This is a genomic window from Pseudomonas sp. MIACH (genome assembly GCF_001269925.1).
Classification (GTDB): domain Bacteria; phylum Pseudomonadota; class Gammaproteobacteria; order Pseudomonadales; family Pseudomonadaceae; genus Aquipseudomonas.
Genome location: NZ_LHVO01000033.1, coordinates 14,085 through 34,877, shown reverse-complemented (window position 1 = coordinate 34,877; position 20,793 = coordinate 14,085). Strand labels below are relative to the sequence as shown.

The following is a 20,793-nucleotide window of genomic DNA, read 5'->3' as shown; positions in this document are numbered from 1 at the left end:
ACGATGCCAATGTCAGCCGTTCTCGAAAACACCACCAAAACAAAAAACCAGAAACAGTGGTTGGCCGGCCTGGTCACCAGCGTGATGTTCCTGATCGTGTGCCTGAGCTGGGGCACCACCTGGCTGGGGATCAAGATTGCCGTCGAGAGCGTGCCGCCGTTGACGTCCGCCGGCCTGCGCTTCCTGATCGCCTTCCCGCTGTTCCTGTGTTTTGCCATGGTGCGCCGCGAGCCCATCCTGTTTCCCCGCGAGAGCCGCTGGTTCTTCGTATTCGTGACCCTGTCCTACTTCAGCGTGCCCTATTACCTGCTCAACTACGGCGAGATGCATGTCTCATCCGGTCTCACCGCCCTGCTGTTCAGTTGCATGCCGGTGTTTATCCTGATTTTCTCCGCGCTGTTCCTGCGCGAGCGCATCTACTTTTCCCAAGTGGTCGGCATCGGTATCGGCTTCGGCAGCCTCTACATGATCATCAGGAGCCAGGGCCTGCACCTGGACCACGCCGAGTTCTTCGGGGTACTGGCGATCCTGACCGCCGCGATCATGCATGCCCTGTGCTACGTCATCACCAAGCAAAAAGGCAGCGCCATCAGCGTGATCACCTACAACACACTGCCCATCGGCATCGCCGGGCTGATGCTGTTCGTGGCCGGGTTGTGGTTTGAAACGCCGACCTTCGAGGACATCACGCTGCGCTCCTGGAGTGCGCTGTTCTACCTGGGGCTGGTGGCCTCGGTGGGAGGGTTCATCGTGTATTTCATGCTGCTCAAGCGCTTGAGCCCGATCATCCTGTCGTTCGTATTCATCATTTTCCCGGTGTTCGCGGTGATCATCGGTGCCTGGTACGAAGGCGTGGCGATTTCCCGCGACCTGATGCTGTATTCGGCCATCCTGCTGGCCGGCTTTGCGATCACCAAGTTGCCGATTGAAAAGCTCCTGGCCAAGAAAAATTGATCATCAACCGACGCGAGAGAAACATGGACGTCCTCCGCCCCGAAGCCCTGGAACAGATCTACACCCACGCCAGCCGCAGCTACCCCGAGGAATGCTGCGGTTTTGTCTTCGCCGACGGCAGCGTGTACCTGGGCAACAACATCCAGAACGAACTGCACCGCAAGAACCCCGAGATGTACCCGCGCAGCGCGGCCAATGGCTACACCTTCTCGGTGGCCGACACGCTGCTGATGAACAAGGCGTTTCGCAGCGACAACCCGGTGGTGGTGATCTACCACTCCCACCCCGATGTCGGCGCCTATTTCAGCGATGAAGACCAGGACAAGGCGCTGTTCATGGGGGAGCCGATCTACCCCGTCAGTTACCTGGTGGTCGACGTTCGCCAGGGCCAGGCCCTGGGTTCCAAGCTGTTTGCCTGGGATGGCAAGCATTTCGCCCTAAACCCCTTCAACGACCTGCACACGGAGTTGTCCATGAACGCTGTCTCTTTCCCCGACATTCTGGTTCGCGTGGCCAAGCTGCCGGAATCGACCCTTGAGGGCGCCGGATCGACATTGCGCGAAGTCATTGAAAACCTCTGCAGCAGCCACCCGCAGTTGCGCCCCCATCTGTTTCACGAAAAGAACAACCAGCTCAAGGAGCACTTCCTGTTCACTGCCGAGGAAGAGCTGATCAGCGCCGACGACCGGCTGCCGGAAAAAGCCAGGATCGAAGTGTTGCTCGCCACGTCAGGCGGTATGGACATCGACGGCCTCAGCAACGAGGAAGTGCAACGTTATGTGCGCCATATCACCCTGCCCGGCGTCGGCCGCGAAGGCCAGCTGAACCTCAAGAAAGCCAAGGTGTTGATCATCGGCACCGGCGGCCTGGGTTCGCCCATCAGCCTGTACCTGGCAGCGGCCGGTGTCGGCACCCTGGGGCTGGTGGATTTCGATGTGGTGGAAAGCAGCAACCTGCAACGCCAGGTCGTCCATGGCAACAGCACCCTGGGCATGCCCAAGGTCGAGTCGGCCAAACAGCGCCTGCAGGACCTCAACCGCCATATCCAGATCAACGCCCACAACACCGCCCTGAACGCCGATAACGCCCTGGAACTGGTAGGCGCCTACGACCTGGTGATCGACGGCACCGATAATTTCGACACCCGCTACCGGGTCAACGACGCTTGCGTGCAATTGGGCAAACCCCTGGTGTACGGCGCCATCTACCGCTTCGACGGGCAGATCAGCGTGCTCAACTACCAAGGCGGGCCGTGCTACCGCTGCCTGTTCCCCAGCGCACCGCCCGCAGAGCTGGCGCCCAATTGCAGCGCCGGCGGGGTGATCGGCGTGCTGCCTGGGGTGGTCGGGATGATCCAGGCCACCGAGGCCATCAAATTGCTGATCGGCATTGGCGAGCCCCTTTCCGGCCGACTGATGCGCTTCGATGCACTGGCCATGAAGTTCAGCGAAATACGCTTCAAGCGCCGCGCCGACTGCCCGTGCTGCTCCGAGCTGCGCCACAGCGAAACCCTGGCGCCCACCGTGTGCGCAGATGCCGTGCCCAGCCAACCGTCCCTGGCCGAGGAGCGCTACATCAAGCCCCGTGTACTCAAGCAGGTGCTCGAACACCCCAACAGCGCCGACGTGCTGCTGGATGTGCGCGACGCCAGCGAACTGGAGGTGTGCAAACTACCGGGCGTGGTGCATATCCCCCTGGCCGAACTGGATGGGCAACTCGGCCGCCTCAGCCGCGACAACACTCACTACCTGATCTGCTACGCCGGCACCCGCGCCGAGCAAGCGGCCAGTACGCTGTTGGCGGCTGGCTTCGCCAACACCAAAGTCCTGCAAGGCGGCATGAAGCACTGGGTTCGCGACGTCGAACCAGATATGCCGCTGTATTGAGCCGAGGACTGAATGATGTTGCATAACTCTATCCTCGACGCCATTGGCCACACGCCGATCGTGCGCCTGGCGCAGTTTTCCGAAGACCTCGGCATTGAGGTCTACGCCAAGCTCGAATCCCTCAACCCTGGCGGCAGCCACAAGGCCCGCATCGCCCTGGGCATGATTCTCGACGCCGAGCGGCGCGGCGTACTGATCCGCGACTCCGGGCAAACCATCATCGAACCCAGCGGCGGCAATACCGGCATCGGCCTGGTGATGGCCGGCAACGTGCTGGGCTACAAGGTGGTGCTGGTGATCCCCGACAACTACAGCCCGGAAAAACAGAAGCTGCTGCGCCTGTACGGCGCCAAGGTGGTGCTCTCGGACAGCCGCCTGGGCAACAACTCCCACGGCGAAAAATGCATGGAGCTGCAGCTGGAAAACCCCAGCTACGTGATGCTCAACCAGCAACGCAACGGCGCCAACCCGCAGACCCACCGTGACACCACCGCACCGGAAATCCTTCGCGCCTTTGGCGATAAGCGCGCGGACTACTTCGTCTGCGGCATCGGCACCGGTGGGCATATCACCGGCATCGGCGAAACCCTGAAGGCCAGCTGGCCTGGCGTGCGCGTCATGGGCGTGGAGCCGGAAGAATGCGACCTGCTGAAAAACCAGCACGCGCCGCACCATATCCAGGGCCTGTCGATCGGGCTGATCCCGAGCATCCTCAACCTGGAGGTGATCGACGGCATGCTCAAGGTCTCGCGCCAGGAGTGCATCGACATGATCAAACGCATCATGCGCACCGACGCCATCAGCCTGGGCCTGTCCTCTGCGGCCAACATGGTGGCCATCGCCAGGCTCGCCCCCGAATTGCCGCCCGAAACGGTGGTGTTGACCATGGTCTACGACAATGCCGACAGCTACCTGCCCAGTTTCGAATAACCGGTTTTTCAACCATCCAGAATGCGGGGGAGCCTCCATGGGCGGCTTTATCGACATGCGACAGTTGCACGATGAGTTGCTCACCCACCTCATCAAGACCCTCACACCCGCGCAGATCAAGGCGCTTGAGCCGCACCTGGCGCCGCTGATCCAGAATGCCGCCCAGGCGGTGGCCGAAGACCTGATCGCCTATGCCTATCGTGACCCGGCGTCCCGCGGGCGCGGCGAGCTGATCCTGGAGTCCTACGCCTCGTTCAAGGCGGTGCTCTATTACCGGCTTGCGCACCAGATATGGAATTTTCCCGACCAGACCAACGGGGTGTTTTCACGCATCGCCCTCAAGCTCAGTAACCAGGGCAAGGTCCTCTCCGGGGCCGAAATCCACCCGGCAGCGCGTATCGGCCGGCGCTTTGTGCTCGACCACGGCTACGGCACGGTGATCGGCGAAACCTGCGAAATCGGCAACGACTGCTACATCCTCTGCGGCGTGACCCTGGGGGCCCGTGGCATTGCCAACAACCCCGATGGCAAACGTCATCCGCGCCTGGGCAACAACGTCGAGGTCGGCTCGGGCGCCCGCGTGCTGGGCTATGTGCTGATCGGCGACAACGTGTTTATCAGCCCCGCCTGTGTGATCACCCAGGACGTACCCGCCGGCACCAAGGTGAAGGTGGTGAACCAGATCCAACTGCAAAAAAACGATGAATCGGACCACAGTAATTACCTCGGTGCCTTCGCCCTGGATGAGCGCCTGCACGTGGTCGGCGAGGTCAATACCAGCCATAAGGTCACGGTGCTGGACGCCGACTTTCACCCGTTGCAAGGCTTGATGCTGGAGCCGACGGTAAAGGAGCGTCACCACCTGCAATTCAGGCTGCACCGCCTCGAATCCGGCAACCACCTGCCGCGCCTGCCGCTGAACCTGAAAGTCTGCGGGCCGGAATTCGAAATCACCCTGCTCTCTCCCCCTGGCTTGAGCGCAATGGTGCGCCACCTGCTGCAAGCCAGCCCACTGATCGTCGGAGGTTGAACATGTCCGTGCACACCATGGAAACCCTGGCGCTGTTTGACAGCGCGCCCTACCAGAACGCATTCAGCGCCCGGGTGATTGCCGTCAGCGAACACGGCATTGCCCTGGAACACACCCTGTTCTACCCCACGGGTGGCGGCCAACCAGGCGATACCGGCCACTTGAGCCTGGCGGACGGCACACGGGTCGAAGTGACCGGCACGGTGCGCGACCCGGTGCAGCGTTCGATCATCTGGCACCAGGTGGAACACTGCCCCGCGCAGTTGGTCGCCGGGGTATTGGTGGACGCCGGCCTGGATTGGGAGCGGCGCTACCAGCACATGAAAATGCACACCTGCCTGCACCTGCTGTGCTCGCTCATCGACGCACCGGTGACCGGTTGCAGCATCAGTGCCGACAAAGGTCGCCTGGATTTCGACCTGCCGGAAATGACCCTCGACAAAGACACCATCACCCGTGACCTCAACGCGCTGATCGAACAGGCCCACCAGGTCAAAACCCTGTCGATGCCGGCTTCGGAGTACACCACCCTGCTGCAGATCACCCGCACCCAGGCGGTTGCGCCGCCGGTGATCCAAGGCTCGGTACGGGTGATTGAAATCGGCGGGATCGATATCCAGCCGTGCGGTGGGACACATGTGATCAACACCGAGGAAATCGGCCGGGTGTTCTGCGAGAAAATCGAGAAGAAGAGCAAGCACAACCGCAGGGTGATTTTACGCTTTGAATAACCCCGGATCGGCGGCTGGGACGCCCGTGTCCCAGTCGCGTTTCGTACAGCAAACTGACAGCAAATTTACCCGCCTGTAACATTCAGAAACGTACAATTCCGCCAGCATCGTCTAGATGCCCCTGACTCACGAACGTAGCGCCCGCCCTTCTCGGTGGGACATTCGTGCAGCAGCTAAAGCTCACGCCCATCACACTATTTGAACCTGAACGCTGCAGGACTGACCGCCTATGAACAAAGTGTTCCGTCACTACCTCCCTGCGTCCACGCTGCGCTTGCTACCCAATCGCTGGGACCTGGTTGCCCTGCCACTCGTCATCGGTTTCCTGCTGTTTTTCTCGATCACCGCCCGCGAAACCTGGGCCCCCATCGCCACCCTGCAAAGTGAAGTCATCTCCCTGGACCCGGCCAACCTGCCGGAATATGCCATGCGCACGACCTTGCGCATGCTGGCGGCGATGGTCGCGGCGCTGATCTTCACCCTGCTCTACGGCACCCTGGCAGCCAAAAGCCGGCGCGCCGAGAAACTCTTGGTACCGGTGCTCGACATCCTGCAATCGGTGCCAGTGCTCGGGTACATCTCGTTTACGGTGACGTTTTTCCTGCTGCTGTTCCCTGGGCGCGTGCTCGGCGCCGAGCTTGCCGCGATCTTTGCGATCTTCACCAGCCAGGCATGGAACATGACCTTCAGCTTCTATCAGTCGCTGCGCATGCTTCCCCATGACCTGGTGGAGGTCTCCACCAACCTGCGGCTCTCCGGCTGGCAGAAGTTTTGGAAGCTCGACGTGCCCTTCGCCATGCCCGGCATGGTCTGGAACATGATGATGAGCATGTCCGGCGGCTGGTTTTTCGTGGTGGCCTCCGAGGCGATCACCGTCGGTGACAAGACCATCACCCTGCCGGGCGTGGGGTCGTATCTGGCCTTGGCCATCGCCCAGAAAGACCTGCACGCCGTGGGTTACGTGATCCTGGCGATGATCGCGGTGATCCTGATCTACGACCAGTTCCTGTTCCGTCCATTGGTGGCCTGGGCCGACAAGTTCCGCATGGAAACCACCGCCTCCCAAGGCGCCGCCCCGCAATCCTGGCTACTGAACCTGATCCAGCGCACCCGTGTGGTCCAACGCATCCTGCGCCCGATTACCCGCACGTTCAGCCGCCTGGGTAACCAACGCTTCAGCCTGTCGAGCCGCGCGCGCAAGGCATTGCCGGCAGCCAGCGCCGCGCGCTCCAAGCTGATCGACTGGGTGTGGGGCGCGCTGATAGCCGTGCTGACCGCCTATGCGCTGTACCACATCGTGCGCTATGTCGGCACCGAAGTGACCCTTGGCGAAGTCGGCCATGTGTTGGTGCTGGGCCTGATCACGCTGCTGCGCGTCGTGGGGTTGATCCTGATTGCCTCGCTGATCTGGGTGCCCCTGGGCGTGATGATCGGCCTGCGCCCGAGGCTGGCGGAGAAGATCCAGCCACTGGCGCAATTCCTCGCAGCCTTCCCGGCGAACCTGCTGTTTCCGGTGTTTGTCATTGTGATCCTGCACTACCACCTCAACCCGGATATCTGGCTGAGCCCGCTGATCGTGCTGGGCACCCAGTGGTACATCCTGTTCAACGTGATCGCCGGCGCCAGCGCCTTTCCCAATGACTACAAGGAAGCCGCCGCCAACTTCCGCATTCGTGGCTGGTTGTGGTGGCGCAAGGTCATGTTGCCGGGCATTTTTCCGTACTACGTCACCGGCGCGATCACGGCCTCGGGAGGCGCGTGGAACGCCAGCATCGTTTCCGAATATGTGTCCTGGGGCCAGGACAACGTGGTCGCCCACGGGCTGGGCGCGTATATCGCGCAGACCACCGCCGCAGGCGACTTTCCGAAAATCGCCCTGGGCGTAGTGGTGATGTCGATCTTCGTGGTGGCGTTCAACCGTGCCGTCTGGCGGCCGATGTACGCCATGGCTGAAAACAAACTTCGTCTGAATTGATGGGATTCGCAGTGATGACTACCTACACCGAGCGCGCCACCGAGACCCCGGAAATCTACTCGCTGAAAAACGTCAACCGGGTGTTCGGCAAAGGCAAGGATGAACTGCAAGTCCTCAGCGGCGTCGACCTGAGCCTGCACGAAGGCGAGATCGTCGGCATGCTGGGCCGCTCCGGCTCGGGCAAGTCGACGCTGTTGCGCATCATCGCCGGGCTGATCCAGCCGTCGTCGGGCGAAGTGCTTTATCACGGCGCGCCGCTGAACGGCCCGGCCGAAGGCGTGGCCATGGTGTTCCAGACCTTTGCGCTGTTCCCCTGGCTGACCGTACTGGAAAACGTCGAAGCCGGTCTGCAAGCCTTGCAAATCGAACGCAAGGAAACCCGCAGGCGCGCCCTGGCGGCCATCGACCTGATTGGCCTGGACGGCTTTGAAAACGCCTACCCGCGCGAATTGTCCGGTGGCATGCGCCAGCGCGTGGGGTTTGCCCGTGGCCTGGTGGTCAACCCGACCCTGCTGCTGATGGACGAACCCTTCTCGGCGCTGGACGTCCTCACCGCCGAAACCCTGCGCACTGACTTGCTGGATTTGTGGAGCGGCAAGCAGTTGCCGATCAAGTCGATCCTGATCGTGACCCACAACATCGAAGAAGCGGTGCTGATGTGCGACCGCATCCTCGTGCTGTCGTCCAATCCCGGTCGGGTCGTGGCCGAAATCAAGGTGCCGTTTGCGCACCCGCGCAACCGACTGGACCCGACCTTTCGGCAAATGGTCGACGACATCTACGCGCTGATGACCGACCGCCGCAGCGCCGATGCCAGCCGAGGGTTACCGGAGCTGAAAATAGGCAGTCTGCTGCCGGAAGTGTCCACCAACCTGATGGCCGGCCTGATCGAAACCCTGGCCGCCGAGCCCTACAACGGCCACGCCGGCCTGCCGACCGTGGCCGAACGGCGCCTGCTTGAAGTCGATGACCTGTTCCCGGTGGCGGAGATGCTTGAGCATCTGGGCTTTGCCGAACTCAAGGGCGCCGACATCACCCTGACCGATGCAGGCAAACTGTTCGCCGACTACGGCACGCAGGAGCGTAAAACCCTGTTCGCCGAGCATTTGATCCGCCACGTGCCCTTGGCCGCACGCATTCACCAGGTGTTGCTGGAGCGCAGCGGACACCGCGCGCCACGGGTGCGTTTCGAGCAGGAACTGGAAGACTCGATGACGGAAGCCTTTGTCGAGAAAACCCTGGAAAGCGTGATCGCATGGGGGCGCTATGCGGAAATTTTCTCCTATGACGACCATACCGAGACGTTCAGCCTGGATGATGTCGAGGGCAGTATGTAGCCCATAGCGCCCCTCCCACATGGGGTTTGCAAGGTGTCTCAGATCACGAACAGGTCCACGAAACGATTGACCGGCGTCGCCTCCAGCTTCGCCTGATCCTTGCACAAGGCAAAAATCTCGGCACTGCGCTGCGCGGTAAAACGCGTGGCCAGGTTGGCCTTGAACTTGTCTTCCAGCATTGGAATACCCTCCACTCGACGACGGCGATGACCGATGGGGTATTCCACCGCCACTTGCCCGGTGCTGGAGCCATCCTTGAAGAACACCTGCACCGCGTTGGCGATGGAACGCTTGTCGGCTTCCAGGTATTCACGGCTGTAGCGCGGGTCCTCGACGATGACCATCTTGTCGCGCAGTTCGTCGATGATCGGGTGAGCAGCGTGAAAATCATCCTCGTACTGCTCGGCCACCAGGTTGCCGAATGCCAGGGGCACGGCGGTCATATATTGCAGGCAATGGTCGCGGTCGGCCGCGTTGGCCAGTGGCCCGACCTTGGAGATGATGCGAATCGCCGACTCATGGGTGGTGATCACGATGCGCTCGATGTCGTGCAGGCGATCCTTGACCAACGGATGCAAGGTCACCGCGGCTTCACAGGCGGTTTGCGCGTGGAACTCGGCGGGGAAGCTGATCTTGAACAGCACGTTTTCCATCACGTAGGTGCCGTACGGCTGGGACAGGCTGAACCCGCGCTTGTCCTCGGGCTTGAGCGCCAGGTCGTTGTTGGTGTGGCTGAACAGCACATCGTAGAAGCCCCATTGCGGCGCGCTCAGCACACCGGGGATGCCCATTTCGCCGCGCAGGGCGATGTCCGCCAGGCGTACGCCGCGACTCGACGCATCCCCCGCCGCCCATGACTTGCGCGAGCCGGCATTCGGCGCATGCCGGTAAGTGCGCAAGGCCTGGCCATCGACGAAGGCGTGAGACAACGCCGACAGCAACTGTTCGCGGTTGGCGCCCATCAGTTTGGCGGTAACCGCCGTGGAGGCGACTTTCACCAACAGCACATGGTCGAGGCCGACGCGGTTGAACGAGTTTTCCAGGGCAATCACCCCCTGGATTTCGTGGGCCATGATCATCGCGTCCAGCACCGCGCGCACCGTCAGCGGTGCGTCGCCATTGGCCACGCGCTTTTGCGACAGGTGATCCGCCACGGCAAGGATCCCGCCGAGGTTATCCGAGGGATGCCCCCATTCGGCAGCGAGCCAGGTGTCGTTGTAGTCGAGCCAGCGCACGATGCAACCGATGTCCCAGGCCGCCTTGACCGGGTCCAGGCGAAACGACGTGCCCGGCACACGCGCACCGAACGGCACCACCGTGCCCTCGACAATCGGCCCCAGGTGCTTGGTGCACTCGGGGAAGCGCAGGGCCAGCAGGCCGCAACCCAACGTGTCCATCAGACAGTTGCGGGCGGTGTCGAGGGCGGCTTGGGAGTCGATGCGGTAGTTGAGGACGTAGTCGGCAATGTCCTGCAGGACCTGGTCGTAGTCGGGGCGGTTGTTCTGGTCGACGTTGGTGCTCATGGCAGATCTCCAAAAAGGGGTGGGGTCAATCCTCGGGCTAACGGTTACGGGAAGCAGATCTTGGATGCCTGCCTTTTGGAATAGAGATCCTCTGTGGGAGGGGCTTACCCTAATGCCAGTTCACATCGCCTCCTGTAGGAGCGAGCTTGCTCGCGAAAAACGTCAACGATAACGCGTGCCTCCTGAATGAACGCGGCGCCTGTGAGTTTTTCGCGAGCGAGCTCGCTCCTACAAAAAGCCTCCTCCCACATTGGATCTGTGCAGGGTTTTAGAAGGCGTCGCCGGGTACGCGGACGAAACCTTCCATCAACACCCGTGCACTGCGACTCATAATGGCTTTCTTCACCACCCATTCACCGTTCACCTGGGTGGCCTCGGCGCCCACGCGCAAGGTGCCGGACGGATGCCCGAAGCGCACGGCATTGCGTTCAATACCGCCCGCAGCGAGGTTGACCAAGGTCCCCGAAATCGCCGCCGCCGTGCCGATCGCCACCGCCGCCGTGCCCATCATCGCGTGGTGCAGCTTGCCCATGGACAGGGCACGCACCAGCAAATCCACATCGCCGGCCTTGATCGACTTGCCACTGGACGCTACGTAATCCGCAGGCTGGGCCACAAACGCCACCTTCGGCGTGTGCTGGCGCTGGGCGGCTTCGTCGAGGTTTTTGATCAGCCCCATGCGCAACGCGCCATAGGCCCGTACGGTCTCGAACATCGCCAGGGCCTTGGGGTCGCTGTTGATCGCGCCTTGCAGCTCGGTGCCGGTGTAACCGAGGTCTTCGGCATTGATGAAAATCGTCGGGATACCGGCGTTGATCAGCGTGGCCTTGAAGGTGCCGACACCCGGCACTTCCAGGTCGTCGACCAGGTTGCCGGTGGGGAACATCGAGCCGCCGCCGCCCTCTTCTTCTGCCGCCGGGCCCATGAATTCCAGCTGCACTTCGGCTGCCGGGAAGGTCACGCCGTCCAGCTCGAAGTCGCCGGTTTCCTGTACCGCCCCATCGGTGATCGGCACGTGGGCGATGATGGTCTTGCCGATATTCGCCTGCCAGACCCGCACCACCGCCACGCCGTTTTGGGGCACGCGGGCCGGATCGACCAGCCCCGCGCTGATGGCGAACGAACCCACCGCCGCCGACAGGTTGCCGCAGTTGCCACTCCAGTCGACAAAGGGTTTGTCGATGGCGACCTGGCCAAACAGGTAGTCCACGTCGTGATCGGCACGGGTGCTTTTGGCGAGAATCACGGTTTTGCTGGTGCTCGATGTGGCGCCGCCCATGCCGTCGATTTGCTTGTCGTAGGGATCGGGGCTGCCGATCACCCGTAGCAGCAAGGCATCCCGCGCCGCGCCCGGCACCTGCGCCGACTCGGGCAGGTCCTGGAGGCGGAAAAATACGCCCTTGCTGGTGCCGCCACGCATATAGGTGGCGGGGATCTTGATTTGCGCTGCGTGTGCCATGGTCATCCCCTTCAGGCGGTGGTGGCCGATTCCAGGAAATCCTGGGCAAACCGTTGCAATACGCCGCCGGCCTCGTAGATCGACACTTCTTCGGCAGTGTCCAGGCGGCACGTCACCGGCACCTCGACACGTTCGCCATCCTTGCGATTGATCACCAGCGTCAGCTGCGCACGCGGGGTGCGTTGGCCGATCACGTCGTAGGTTTCGCTGCCATCAATCTGCAAGGTGTGACGGTCGGTGCCCGGCAGGAACTCCAGCGGCAACACGCCCATACCCACCAGGTTGGTGCGGTGGATGCGCTCAAAACCTTCGGCGGCAATCGCTTCCACACCCGCCAGGCGTACGCCCTTGGCGGCCCAGTCGCGGGACGAGCCCTGGCCGTAGTCGGCGCCGGCAATAATGATCAGCGGCTGCTTGCGCTCCATGTAGGTTTCGATGGCTTCCCACATCCGCGTGACCTGGCCTTCCGGCTCGATCCGCGCCAGGGAGCCCTGCTTGACCTTGCCGTTCTCCCGCACCATTTCGTTGAACAGTTTCGGGTTGGCGAACGTCGCGCGCTGCGCGGTCAGGTGGTCGCCACGGTGGGTGGCGTAGGAGTTGAAGTCGACTTCCGGCAGGCCCATTTTCGCCAGGTATTCGCCGGCGGCGCTGTCGAGCATGATCGCGTTGGACGGCGACAGGTGATCGGTGGTGATGTTGTCCGGCAGCACCGCCAGCGGGCGCATGCCCTTGAGCGGCCGCGCACCAGCCAGCGCGCCTTCCCAGTACGGTGGGCGACGGATATAGGTGCTCTGCGGGCGCCAGTCGTACAACGGCGCGACTTTCGGGCCGGTGTCTTCGTGGATCGCGAACATCGGGATATACACCGCGCGGAACTGCTCCGGCTTGACCGAGGCCTTGACCACCGCGTCGATTTCTTCGTCGCTCGGCCAGATGTCCTGCAGGCGGATTTCCTTGCCGTCGGTGTCGAGGCCGAGCACGTCCTTCTCGATGTCGAAACGGATGGTGCCGGCAATCGCATAGGCCACCACCAGCGGCGGCGAAGCCAGGAACGCCTGCTTGGCGTACGGGTGGATACGCCCGTCGAAGTTACGGTTACCCGAGAGCACGGCGGTAGCGTACAGGTCGCGGTCGATGATCTCTTGCTGGATCACCGGGTCGAGGGCGCCGGACATGCCGTTGCAAGTGGTGCAGGCAAACGCCACCACGCCAAAGCCGAGCTTTTCCAACTCATGGCCCAGGCCGGCTTCTTCCAGGTACATGGCCACGGTTTTCGAACCCGGTGCCAGGGACGACTTGACCCACGGCTTGCGCGTCAACCCAAGCTTGTTGGCGTTGCGCGCCAGCAGCCCGGCGGCGATCACGTTGCGCGGGTTACTGGTGTTGGTGCAACTGGTGATGGCGGCGATGATCACCGCGCCGTCGGGCATTTGCCCCGGCACGTCATCCCACTGGCCGGAGATGCCCTTGGCAGCCAGGTCGCGGGTGGCGACGCGGGCGTGCGGGTTGCTCGGGCCAGCCATGTTGCGCACGACGCTGGACAGGTCGAAGGTGAGGCCACGCTCGTATTGCGCACCTTTAAGGTCGTCTGCCCACAGGCCGGTATGACGGGCGTATTGCTCGACCAGGGTGACTTGTTCGTCTTCGCGGCCGGTGAGTTTCAGGTAGGCGATGGTCTGCTGGTCGATATAAAACATGGCCGCCGTGGCGCCGTATTCCGGGGCCATGTTGGAGATGGTCGCGCGGTCGCCGAGGGTCAGTTTCGACGCGCCTTCACCGAAGAACTCCAGCCACGCACCAACGACTTTCTGTTGCCGCAGGAACTCGGTCAGGGCCAGCACCATGTCGGTGGCGGTGATGCCTGGCAGCAGCTTGCCGGTCAGTTCGACGCCGACGCTTTCCGGCAGGCGCATCCACGAGGCGCGGCCCAGCATGACGCTCTCGGCTTCCAGGCCACCGACGCCAATGGCGATCACGCCCAGGGCATCGACATGGGGGGTGTGGCTGTCGGTGCCGACGCAGGTATCGGGGAAGGCCACGCCGTCACGCACCTGGATCACCGGGGACATTTTCTCCAGGTTGATCTGGTGCATGATGCCGTTGCCCGGCGGGATCACGTCGACGTTCTTGAAGGCCTTTTTGGTCCACTCGATAAAGTGGAAGCGGTCTTCGTTGCGACGGTCTTCGATGGCGCGGTTTTTCTCGAACGCGTCCGGGTCGAAACCGCCGGCTTCGACGGCCAGGGAGTGGTCGACGATCAACTGGGTCGGGACCACCGGGTTGACCTGGGCCGGGTCGCCGCCTTGCAGGGCGATGGCGTCACGCAGGCCGGCGAGGTCGACCAGCGCGGTCTGGCCGAGGATGTCGTGGCACACCACACGGGCCGGGAACCACGGGAAGTCGAGGTCGCGCTTGCGTTCGATCAGTTGGCTCAGGGAAGCATTGAGGGTGGCCGGGTCGCAGCGGCGCACCAGGTTCTCGGCGAGCACACGAGAGGTATAGGGCAATGTGGCGTAGGCGCCGGGGCTGATTGCATCGACAGCCGCGCGGGCGTCGAAGTAATCCAGGCGGCTGCCGGGGAGCGGTTTGCGAAATTCAGTGTTCATCGTCAGGACTCGGTCACGGTGATTGCAAAAGGAAGACCTGGGCCGATCCAGAATTGAAATGCGATTCAAATGTGGGAGGGGCGGTGCGACGATTCGACTTGCTCCCGATGGCGGTGTATCAGTTGCTATAGGTTTGAATGACACACCACCATCGGGGGCAAGCCCCCTCCCACACTTTGACCTCATTCCAGTCCAGGGATCGTCGGTCTTCAGCGACGTTCGATTGGCACGAACTTGCGCTGTTCGACGCCGGTGTACTCGGCGCTTGGACGGATGATGCGGTTGTTGGCGCGCTGTTCGAACACATGCGCGGCCCAGCCGGTAAGCCGCGAGCAGACGAAGATCGGCGTGAACAGCTTGGTCGGAATGCCCATGAAGTGGTACGCCGAGGCATGGTAGAAGTCGGCGTTGGGGAACAGTTTTTTCTGTTCCCACATGGTCTTGTCGATGGCTTCGGAGACCGGGAACAACACGGTGTCGCCCACTTCGTCAGCGAGTTTTTTCGACCAGCCCTTGATCACTTCATTACGCGGATCATTGTCTTTGTAGATCGCGTGGCCGAAGCCCATGATCTTGTCCTTGCGCGCCAGCATGCCGAGGGTGCCTTCGACGGCTTCCTCTGCCGAGCCGAAACGCTCGATCATTTCCATCGCCGCTTCGTTGGCGCCGCCGTGCAGCGGGCCGCGCAGGGAGCCGATGGCGGCGGTGACGCAGGAATACAGGTCGGACAGGGTCGAGGCACACACCCGCGCGGTGAACGTCGAGGCGTTGAACTCGTGCTCGGCGTAGAGGATCAACGACACGTTCATGACTTTTTCATGCAGCTCGCTCGGCTTCTTGCCGTGCAGCAGGTGCAGGAAGTGGCCGCCGATGCTCGGCTCGTCGGTCACGCAGTCAATGCGCTTGCCGTCGTGGCTGAAGCGGTACCAGTAGCACATGATCGCCGGGAACGCGGCGAGCAGGCGATCGGTCACGTCGCGTTGCACGCTGAAGTCTTTTTCCGGCTCGATATTGCCGAGGAACGAGCAACCGGTGCGCATCACGTCCATCGGGTGGGCGTCGGCGGGGATGCGTTCGAGCACTTCTTTCAGCGCCTGCGGCAGGTCGCGCAATTTGCTCAGCTTGGCGCTGTAGGCAGCCAGTTCGGCCTGGGTCGGCAGTTCGCCGTACAGCAGCAGATAAGCGACTTCTTCAAACTGCGCGTCGGCGGCCAGTTCGCGCACATCGTAGCCACGGTAGGTCAAGCCGGCACCGGCCTGGCCCACGGTGGACAGTGCGGTCTGCCCGGCGACCTGGCCACGCAGTCCGGCGCCACTCAATACTTTTGCTTCAGCCATGGTTTTTCTCCAATTTTGTCGTTATTCAGGGAGGCGTGTTCGTCACTTTTTCGCGGCGAACAGCGCGTCAAGCTTCTGCTCGAAGGTGTGGTAGTCGATGCGATCGTAGAGCTCCATGCGGGTTTGCATGGTGTCGATCACGTTCTGTTGGGTGCCGTCGCGACGGATCGCGGTGTAGACGTTCTCGGCGGCCTTGTTCATGGCGCGGAAGGCCGAGAGCGGGTACAGCACGATGGAAACATCGGCAGATTTCAACTGTTCGGTGGTGTACAGCGGCGTCGCGCCGAACTCGGTGATGTTGGCCAGGATCGGCGCTTTCACACGGGCGGCGAACAGTTTGTACATCTCCAGTTCAGTAATGGCTTCCGGGAACACCATGTCGGCGCCGGCTTCGATGCAGGCGGCGGCACGCTCCAGGGCGGACTCCAGGCCTTCGACGGCCAGGGCATCGGTACGCGCCATGATCACGAAGCTGTCATCGGTGCGCGCGTCCACGGCGGCCTTGATGCGGTCGACCATTTCCTGCTGGGACACGATCTCTTTGTTCGGACGATGGCCGCAGCGCTTGGCGCCGACCTGGTCTTCGATATGGATGGCGGCGGCGCCGAACTTGATCATTGATTTGACCGTACGCGCGACGTTGAACGCCGAGGAACCGAAACCGGTGTCCACGTCCACCAGCAGCGGCAGGTCGCAGACGTCGGTGATGCGGCGCACGTCAGTGAGTACGTCGTCCAGGCCGGTGATGCCCAGGTCCGGCACGCCGAGGGAACCGGCCGCCACGCCGCCGCCCGACAGGTAGATCGCCTTGAAGCCGGCGCGCTTGGCCAACAGCGCGTGGTTGGCGTTGATCGCACCGACCACCTGCAAGGGGTGTTCGCTGGCGACCGCATCACGGAAACGCTGGCCGGGTGTGCTTTTATTGTTCGAACTCATGACTCACCTCTATCAGGGGCGCCGCCGGGGAAATGACGGGCAATGTTGCGTTTGGAAGCACCGATATGCCGGCGCATCAACAACTCGGCCAGTTCACCGTCGCGATCGGCAATCGCATCAAGAATGCGGTGATGCTCGGCAAAGGCCTGGCGTGGACGATTGGGGGTGGCGGAGAACTGGATGCGGTACATGCGCACCAGTTGGTACAGCTCGCCGCAGAGCATTTGGGTCAGGGTGCGGTTGCCGGCGCCTTGAATTATCCGGTAATGAAAATCGAAGTCGCCTTCCTGCTGGTAGTAGCCGAGGCCCGCCTGGAACGCTTCGTCGCGCTCATGGGTGTGCAGCACCTGGCGCAGCTCCTCGATTTCCACATCGGTCATGCGCTCGGCGGCCAGGCGGCAGGCCATGCCTTCCAGAGACTCGCGGATTTCATAGAGCTCGATCAGCTCAGCGTGGCTCAGGGACACGACCCGGGCGCCCACATGGGGCACGCGCACCAGCAGGCGCTGGCCTTCGAGGCGGTGGATCGCCTCACGCAACGGACCGCGGCTGATGCCGTAGGTGCGGGCCAGCTCCGGCTCGGAGATCTTGCTGCCGGGGGCGATCTCACCCTTGACGATGGCGGCCTGGATACGTCGGAAAACGTTCTCGGACATCGTTTGGGATTCGTCCGACGCGATTATCGGAGCATCTGGCTGAACCAGCATATTGTCGACACCTTAAAAACCAATGTGGCAAAAACTAGTCAATCAAGGCGTAATAGTCAAAGAATAAATCAACATTGTCGACAATCGTCTAATAACCCTCACTGCACTCTCTCGGGGCATGGCCGCCTGCCAGCGCTGGCGCCAAAAAAGCATCATGTTAGAATGCCGCCGCATTTGCCTGACATCGCTTGATGAAACGGCGCACGAGGGAGTTTGCGCAGCAATGCCAGTCGCCTTGAATTGAACATCGCACTGCACCGCCTCAGGATCTATGAGACTCAAGCCCTTCCCCCTGTTTTGCCTACTGTTCATCCCCGGCCTTGGCGTTGCCGCCGAGAAGACCGTGTATGGCCTCAACGAATACGCACAATTGGCCGGCATCGACCTTGAAGTCGCAGCCAAACTCGACACCGGCGCCAAGACCGCCTCTCTCAGCGCCCGCGACATCAAGCGCTTCAAGCGCAACGGCGAATCCTGGGTGCGCTTCTACCTGGCCATCGACACCGCCCATTCCCACCCCATCGAACGGCCCCTGGCCCGCGTCAGCAAGATCAAGCGTCGCGCCGGTGACTACGATCCCGATGAGGACAAGAACTACACCGCCCGTCCAGTGATTGCCCTGGATATCTGCATGGGCACCGCTTTACGCAGCATCGAAGTGAACTTGACTGACCGCAGCGCTTTCCAATACCCGCTGCTGATCGGCTCCGAAGCGTTGAAACGCTTTGATGCGCTGGTCGACCCCAGTCTTAAATACGCAGCAGGCAAACCTGCCTGCGCCGCCGACGCTCATACCGCCGAGTAAACCGAATGCGCTCTCTAACCCTGCACCTGAGAATCCTGATCGCCATCCTGGTGGTGTTGGGTATTTCGGTCACCGCCTATCAGATCTTCGTGCTGGGCATTCCTGTCACCGAGGACGCCACCGACGACTTGTGGAACATCGACGCCAAGGTCGAGTTCGTCGCCAACCCGAAAGACCCGGTGAAGATCCAGATGTTCGTGCCGCCCTTGAGCCGCGACTTTGTCAGCCTTAATGAGAGCTTTATCTCGAACAACTACGGGGTGAGCGTCAACCGCATCGACGGCAACCGCAAGGTCACCTGGTCAGCACGCCGCGCCAAGGGCAACCAGACCCTGTATTACCGCCTGGTGCTGACCAAGCGCTACAGCGGCGAAAAAACCAAGATCAAGGGCCCGACGTTCCGCGACAGTATTGCCGTGGAAGGTCCGGAAAAAATCGCCGCCGAAGCCCTGCTGGCGCCGATCCGCCAGCATTCGGCCGACGTCGAGACCTTCATCACCGAAGCCATCAAGCGCACCAACAACCTCAACGACGACAATGTGAAGCTGTTGCTGGCGGGCGATCCGTCCACGCCGCACAAGGCCAAGATCGTCGAGTTGCTGCTGTCCATCGCCCACGTGCCGGTGGAAAAGGTCCACACCATCCGCCTGGTGGCCGACCAGCCGCAAAGCCCGGAACTGTGGCTGCGCAGCTTCAATGGCAACGACTGGCTGTACTTCAACCCCGAGACCGGCGAACAGGGCCTGCCCGCCGACCGCCTGCTGTGGTGGACCGGCGATGAAAACCTGATCACCGTCGATGGCGGCAAGAAAGCCATGGTCACCTTCAGCCTGAACAACAGCGAAATGAACGCGATTCGCCTGGCCAAGCTGACCGACGAGAATACCGACGCCAACTTCCTCGAATACTCGCTGTACGGCCTGCCGCTGCAAACCCAGCAGACCTTCATGATCATGGTGATGATCCCGATTGGCGTGCTGGTGATCCTGATCCTGCGCAACCTGATCGGCCTGCAGACCCTGGGCACCTTTACCCCGGTGCTGATTGCCCTGGCGTTCCGCGAGACGCAACTGGGCTTCGGGATTGTGCTGTTTACAATTATCACGGCGCTGGGCCTGTCCCTCAGGTCGTACCTGGAACACTTGAAGTTGCAGATGCTGCCGAGGTTGTCGGTGGTGCTGACCTTCGTGGTGGTGCTGATCGCGGCCATCAGCCTGTTCAGCCACAAGCTGGGGCTGGAGCGCGGGCTGTCGGTGGCGCTGTTCCCGATGGTGATTTTGACCATGACCATCGAACGCCTGTCGATCACCTGGGAAGAGCGCGGCGCCAGCCATGCGCTCAAGGTGGCGATTGGTACGCTGTTCGCCGCGTCCCTGGCACACATCATCATGAGCGTGCCGGAGCTGATCTACTTTGTGTTCACCTTCCCGGCGATCCTGTTGATCCTGGTGGGCTTCATGCTGGCGATGGGTCGCTATCGCGGCTACCGCCTGACCGAGCTGGTGCGGTTCAAGGCCTTTCTCAAGGCTGACTCGTAATGTTCGGCTTCTGGAAGACCTGGAAGGCCCTGGAAGCGCGGGGGATCATGGGCATCAACCGGCGCAATGCCGACTACGTGCTCAAGTACAACAAGCGCAGCCTGTATCCGATCGTGGATGACAAGATCATCACCAAGGAACGGGCCATCGCCGCCGGCATCCATGTGCCGGAAATGTACGGGGTGATCTCCACCGAGAAGGAAATCGACAAGCTCGACGAGATCATTGGCGGGCGCAGCGATTTCGTGATCAAACCGGCCCAGGGCGCCGGCGGCGACGGTATCCTGGTGGTGGCGGACCGTTTTGAGGGGCGCTATCGCACAGTGTCCGGCAAGATCATCAGCCATGAAGAGATCGAACATCAGATTTCCAGCATCCTCACCGGCCTGTATTCCCTGGGTGGTCACCGCGACCGCGCGCTGATCGAATACCGCGTGGTGCCCGACCAGATCTTCAAGAGCATCAGTTACGAGGGCGTGCCGGATATTCGCATCATCGTGCTGATGGGCTACCCGGTGATGGCGATGCTGCGCTTGCCCACCCGCCAGTCGGGCGGCAAGGCCAACCTGCACCAGGGCGCGATTGGCGTGGGCGTCGACCTCGCCACCGGCCTGACCCTGCGCGGCACCTGGCTGAACAACATCATCACCAAACACCCCGACACCACCAACGCGGTGGATGGCGTGCAACTGCCCAACTGGGACGGTTTCATGAAGCTCGCGGCCGGCTGCTACGAGCTCTGCGGGCTGGGGTATATCGGCGTGGACATGGTGCTCGACCAGGAAAAAGGCCCGCTGATCCTGGAGCTGAATGCGCGGCCGGGGCTCAATATCCAGATCGCCAACGACTGCGGCCTGACCCTGCGCACCCATGCGGTGGAGGCGCGACTGGAAGACCTGAAAGCCGCCGGCGTGACGGAAACCCCAGAAGAGCGGGTGAAGTTTGTGCAGGAGATGTTCGGGCATATTCCGCCCGTGGAAGGCTGACCCTGCCTTCAAACTGTCTATCCCCGACATCCCCTCTAGGAGCAAATCCTACA

Annotated in this window: 16 protein-coding genes; 10 read left to right on the top strand and 6 right to left on the bottom strand. The window is 62.0% G+C overall.

Features of this window, described 5'->3' with window-relative positions; genetic code table 11:
- Window positions 1-60: 60 nt before the first annotated feature.
- From AD670_RS13320 to AD670_RS13290, 7 genes are all read left to right on the top strand, one after another.
- Complete coding sequence (locus AD670_RS13320) at window positions 61-954, top strand: DMT family transporter (protein WP_172681474.1); 894 nt, start codon at window positions 61-63, stop codon at window positions 952-954.
- 23 nt (window positions 955-977) lie between these two features.
- Complete coding sequence (gene moeB, locus AD670_RS13315; RefSeq protein WP_053132758.1) at window positions 978-2,840, top strand: molybdopterin-synthase adenylyltransferase MoeB; 1,863 nt, start codon at window positions 978-980, stop codon at window positions 2,838-2,840.
- 15 nt (window positions 2,841-2,855) lie between these two features.
- Entirely contained in the window at window positions 2,856-3,770 is a 915-nt protein-coding gene (locus AD670_RS13310) for a PLP-dependent cysteine synthase family protein (RefSeq protein WP_053133371.1), read from the top strand.
- Between the two features lie 37 nt (window positions 3,771-3,807).
- Complete coding sequence (locus tag AD670_RS13305; RefSeq protein WP_053132756.1) at window positions 3,808-4,800, top strand: serine O-acetyltransferase; 993 nt, start codon at window positions 3,808-3,810, stop codon at window positions 4,798-4,800.
- Window positions 4,801-4,802: 2 nt separating this feature from the next.
- Window positions 4,803-5,531 (top strand): alanyl-tRNA editing protein, encoded by a 729-nt coding sequence (locus tag AD670_RS13300; RefSeq protein WP_053132747.1) that lies wholly within the window; start codon window positions 4,803-4,805, stop codon window positions 5,529-5,531.
- Between the two features lie 229 nt (window positions 5,532-5,760).
- Entirely contained in the window at window positions 5,761-7,506 is a 1,746-nt protein-coding gene (locus AD670_RS13295) for an ABC transporter permease subunit (RefSeq protein ID WP_053132744.1), read from the top strand.
- A gap of 14 nt (window positions 7,507-7,520) precedes the next feature.
- Window positions 7,521-8,843 (top strand): AAA-associated domain-containing protein, encoded by a 1,323-nt coding sequence (locus AD670_RS13290; RefSeq protein ID WP_053132742.1) that lies wholly within the window; start codon window positions 7,521-7,523, stop codon window positions 8,841-8,843.
- 38 nt (window positions 8,844-8,881) lie between these two features.
- On the opposite strand, the gene prpD is transcribed toward AD670_RS13290, so the two are convergent.
- The 6 genes from prpD to AD670_RS13260 form a co-directional block, all read right to left on the bottom strand.
- Entirely contained in the window at window positions 8,882-10,366 is a 1,485-nt protein-coding gene (gene prpD, locus AD670_RS13285) for a 2-methylcitrate dehydratase (protein ID WP_053132740.1), read from the bottom strand.
- Between the two features lie 268 nt (window positions 10,367-10,634).
- Window positions 10,635-11,825, bottom strand: coding sequence for a 2-methylaconitate cis-trans isomerase PrpF (prpF, locus tag AD670_RS13280; RefSeq protein WP_053133368.1), 1,191 nt, complete (start codon window positions 11,823-11,825; stop codon window positions 10,635-10,637).
- Between the two features lie 11 nt (window positions 11,826-11,836).
- Window positions 11,837-14,431: a Fe/S-dependent 2-methylisocitrate dehydratase AcnD gene (gene acnD, locus AD670_RS13275; RefSeq protein ID WP_053132738.1), complete on the bottom strand. Its 2,595-nt coding sequence runs from the start codon at window positions 14,429-14,431 to the stop codon at window positions 11,837-11,839.
- A 209-nt stretch (window positions 14,432-14,640) separates the two neighbouring features.
- The gene (gene prpC / locus AD670_RS13270) at window positions 14,641-15,768 is read right to left on the bottom strand and encodes a 2-methylcitrate synthase (protein WP_053132736.1); all 1,128 of its coding nucleotides are present in this window, start codon (window positions 15,766-15,768) and stop codon (window positions 14,641-14,643) included.
- 42 nt (window positions 15,769-15,810) lie between these two features.
- The gene (prpB, locus tag AD670_RS13265) at window positions 15,811-16,704 is read right to left on the bottom strand and encodes a methylisocitrate lyase (RefSeq protein ID WP_027603670.1); all 894 of its coding nucleotides are present in this window, start codon (window positions 16,702-16,704) and stop codon (window positions 15,811-15,813) included.
- The gene (locus tag AD670_RS13260) at window positions 16,701-17,411 is read right to left on the bottom strand and encodes a GntR family transcriptional regulator (RefSeq protein WP_053132732.1); all 711 of its coding nucleotides are present in this window, start codon (window positions 17,409-17,411) and stop codon (window positions 16,701-16,703) included. The genes prpB and AD670_RS13260 overlap by 4 nt, the downstream gene beginning before the upstream one ends.
- A 271-nt stretch (window positions 17,412-17,682) precedes the next feature.
- Here AD670_RS13260 and AD670_RS13255 point away from each other — a divergent pair, with 271 nt between their 5' ends.
- From AD670_RS13255 to AD670_RS13245, 3 genes are read left to right on the top strand one after another with little or no spacing between them, the layout of a single operon-like run.
- Complete coding sequence (locus AD670_RS13255) at window positions 17,683-18,216, top strand: ATP-dependent zinc protease (RefSeq protein ID WP_032887566.1); 534 nt, start codon at window positions 17,683-17,685, stop codon at window positions 18,214-18,216.
- A 5-nt stretch (window positions 18,217-18,221) separates the two neighbouring features.
- Window positions 18,222-19,754 (top strand): inactive transglutaminase family protein, encoded by a 1,533-nt coding sequence (locus tag AD670_RS13250; protein WP_053132728.1) that lies wholly within the window; start codon window positions 18,222-18,224, stop codon window positions 19,752-19,754.
- Window positions 19,754-20,740, top strand: coding sequence for an alpha-L-glutamate ligase-like protein (locus tag AD670_RS13245; protein WP_053132723.1), 987 nt, complete (start codon window positions 19,754-19,756; stop codon window positions 20,738-20,740). The genes AD670_RS13250 and AD670_RS13245 overlap by 1 nt, the downstream gene beginning before the upstream one ends.
- Window positions 20,741-20,793: the final 53 nt, after the last annotated feature.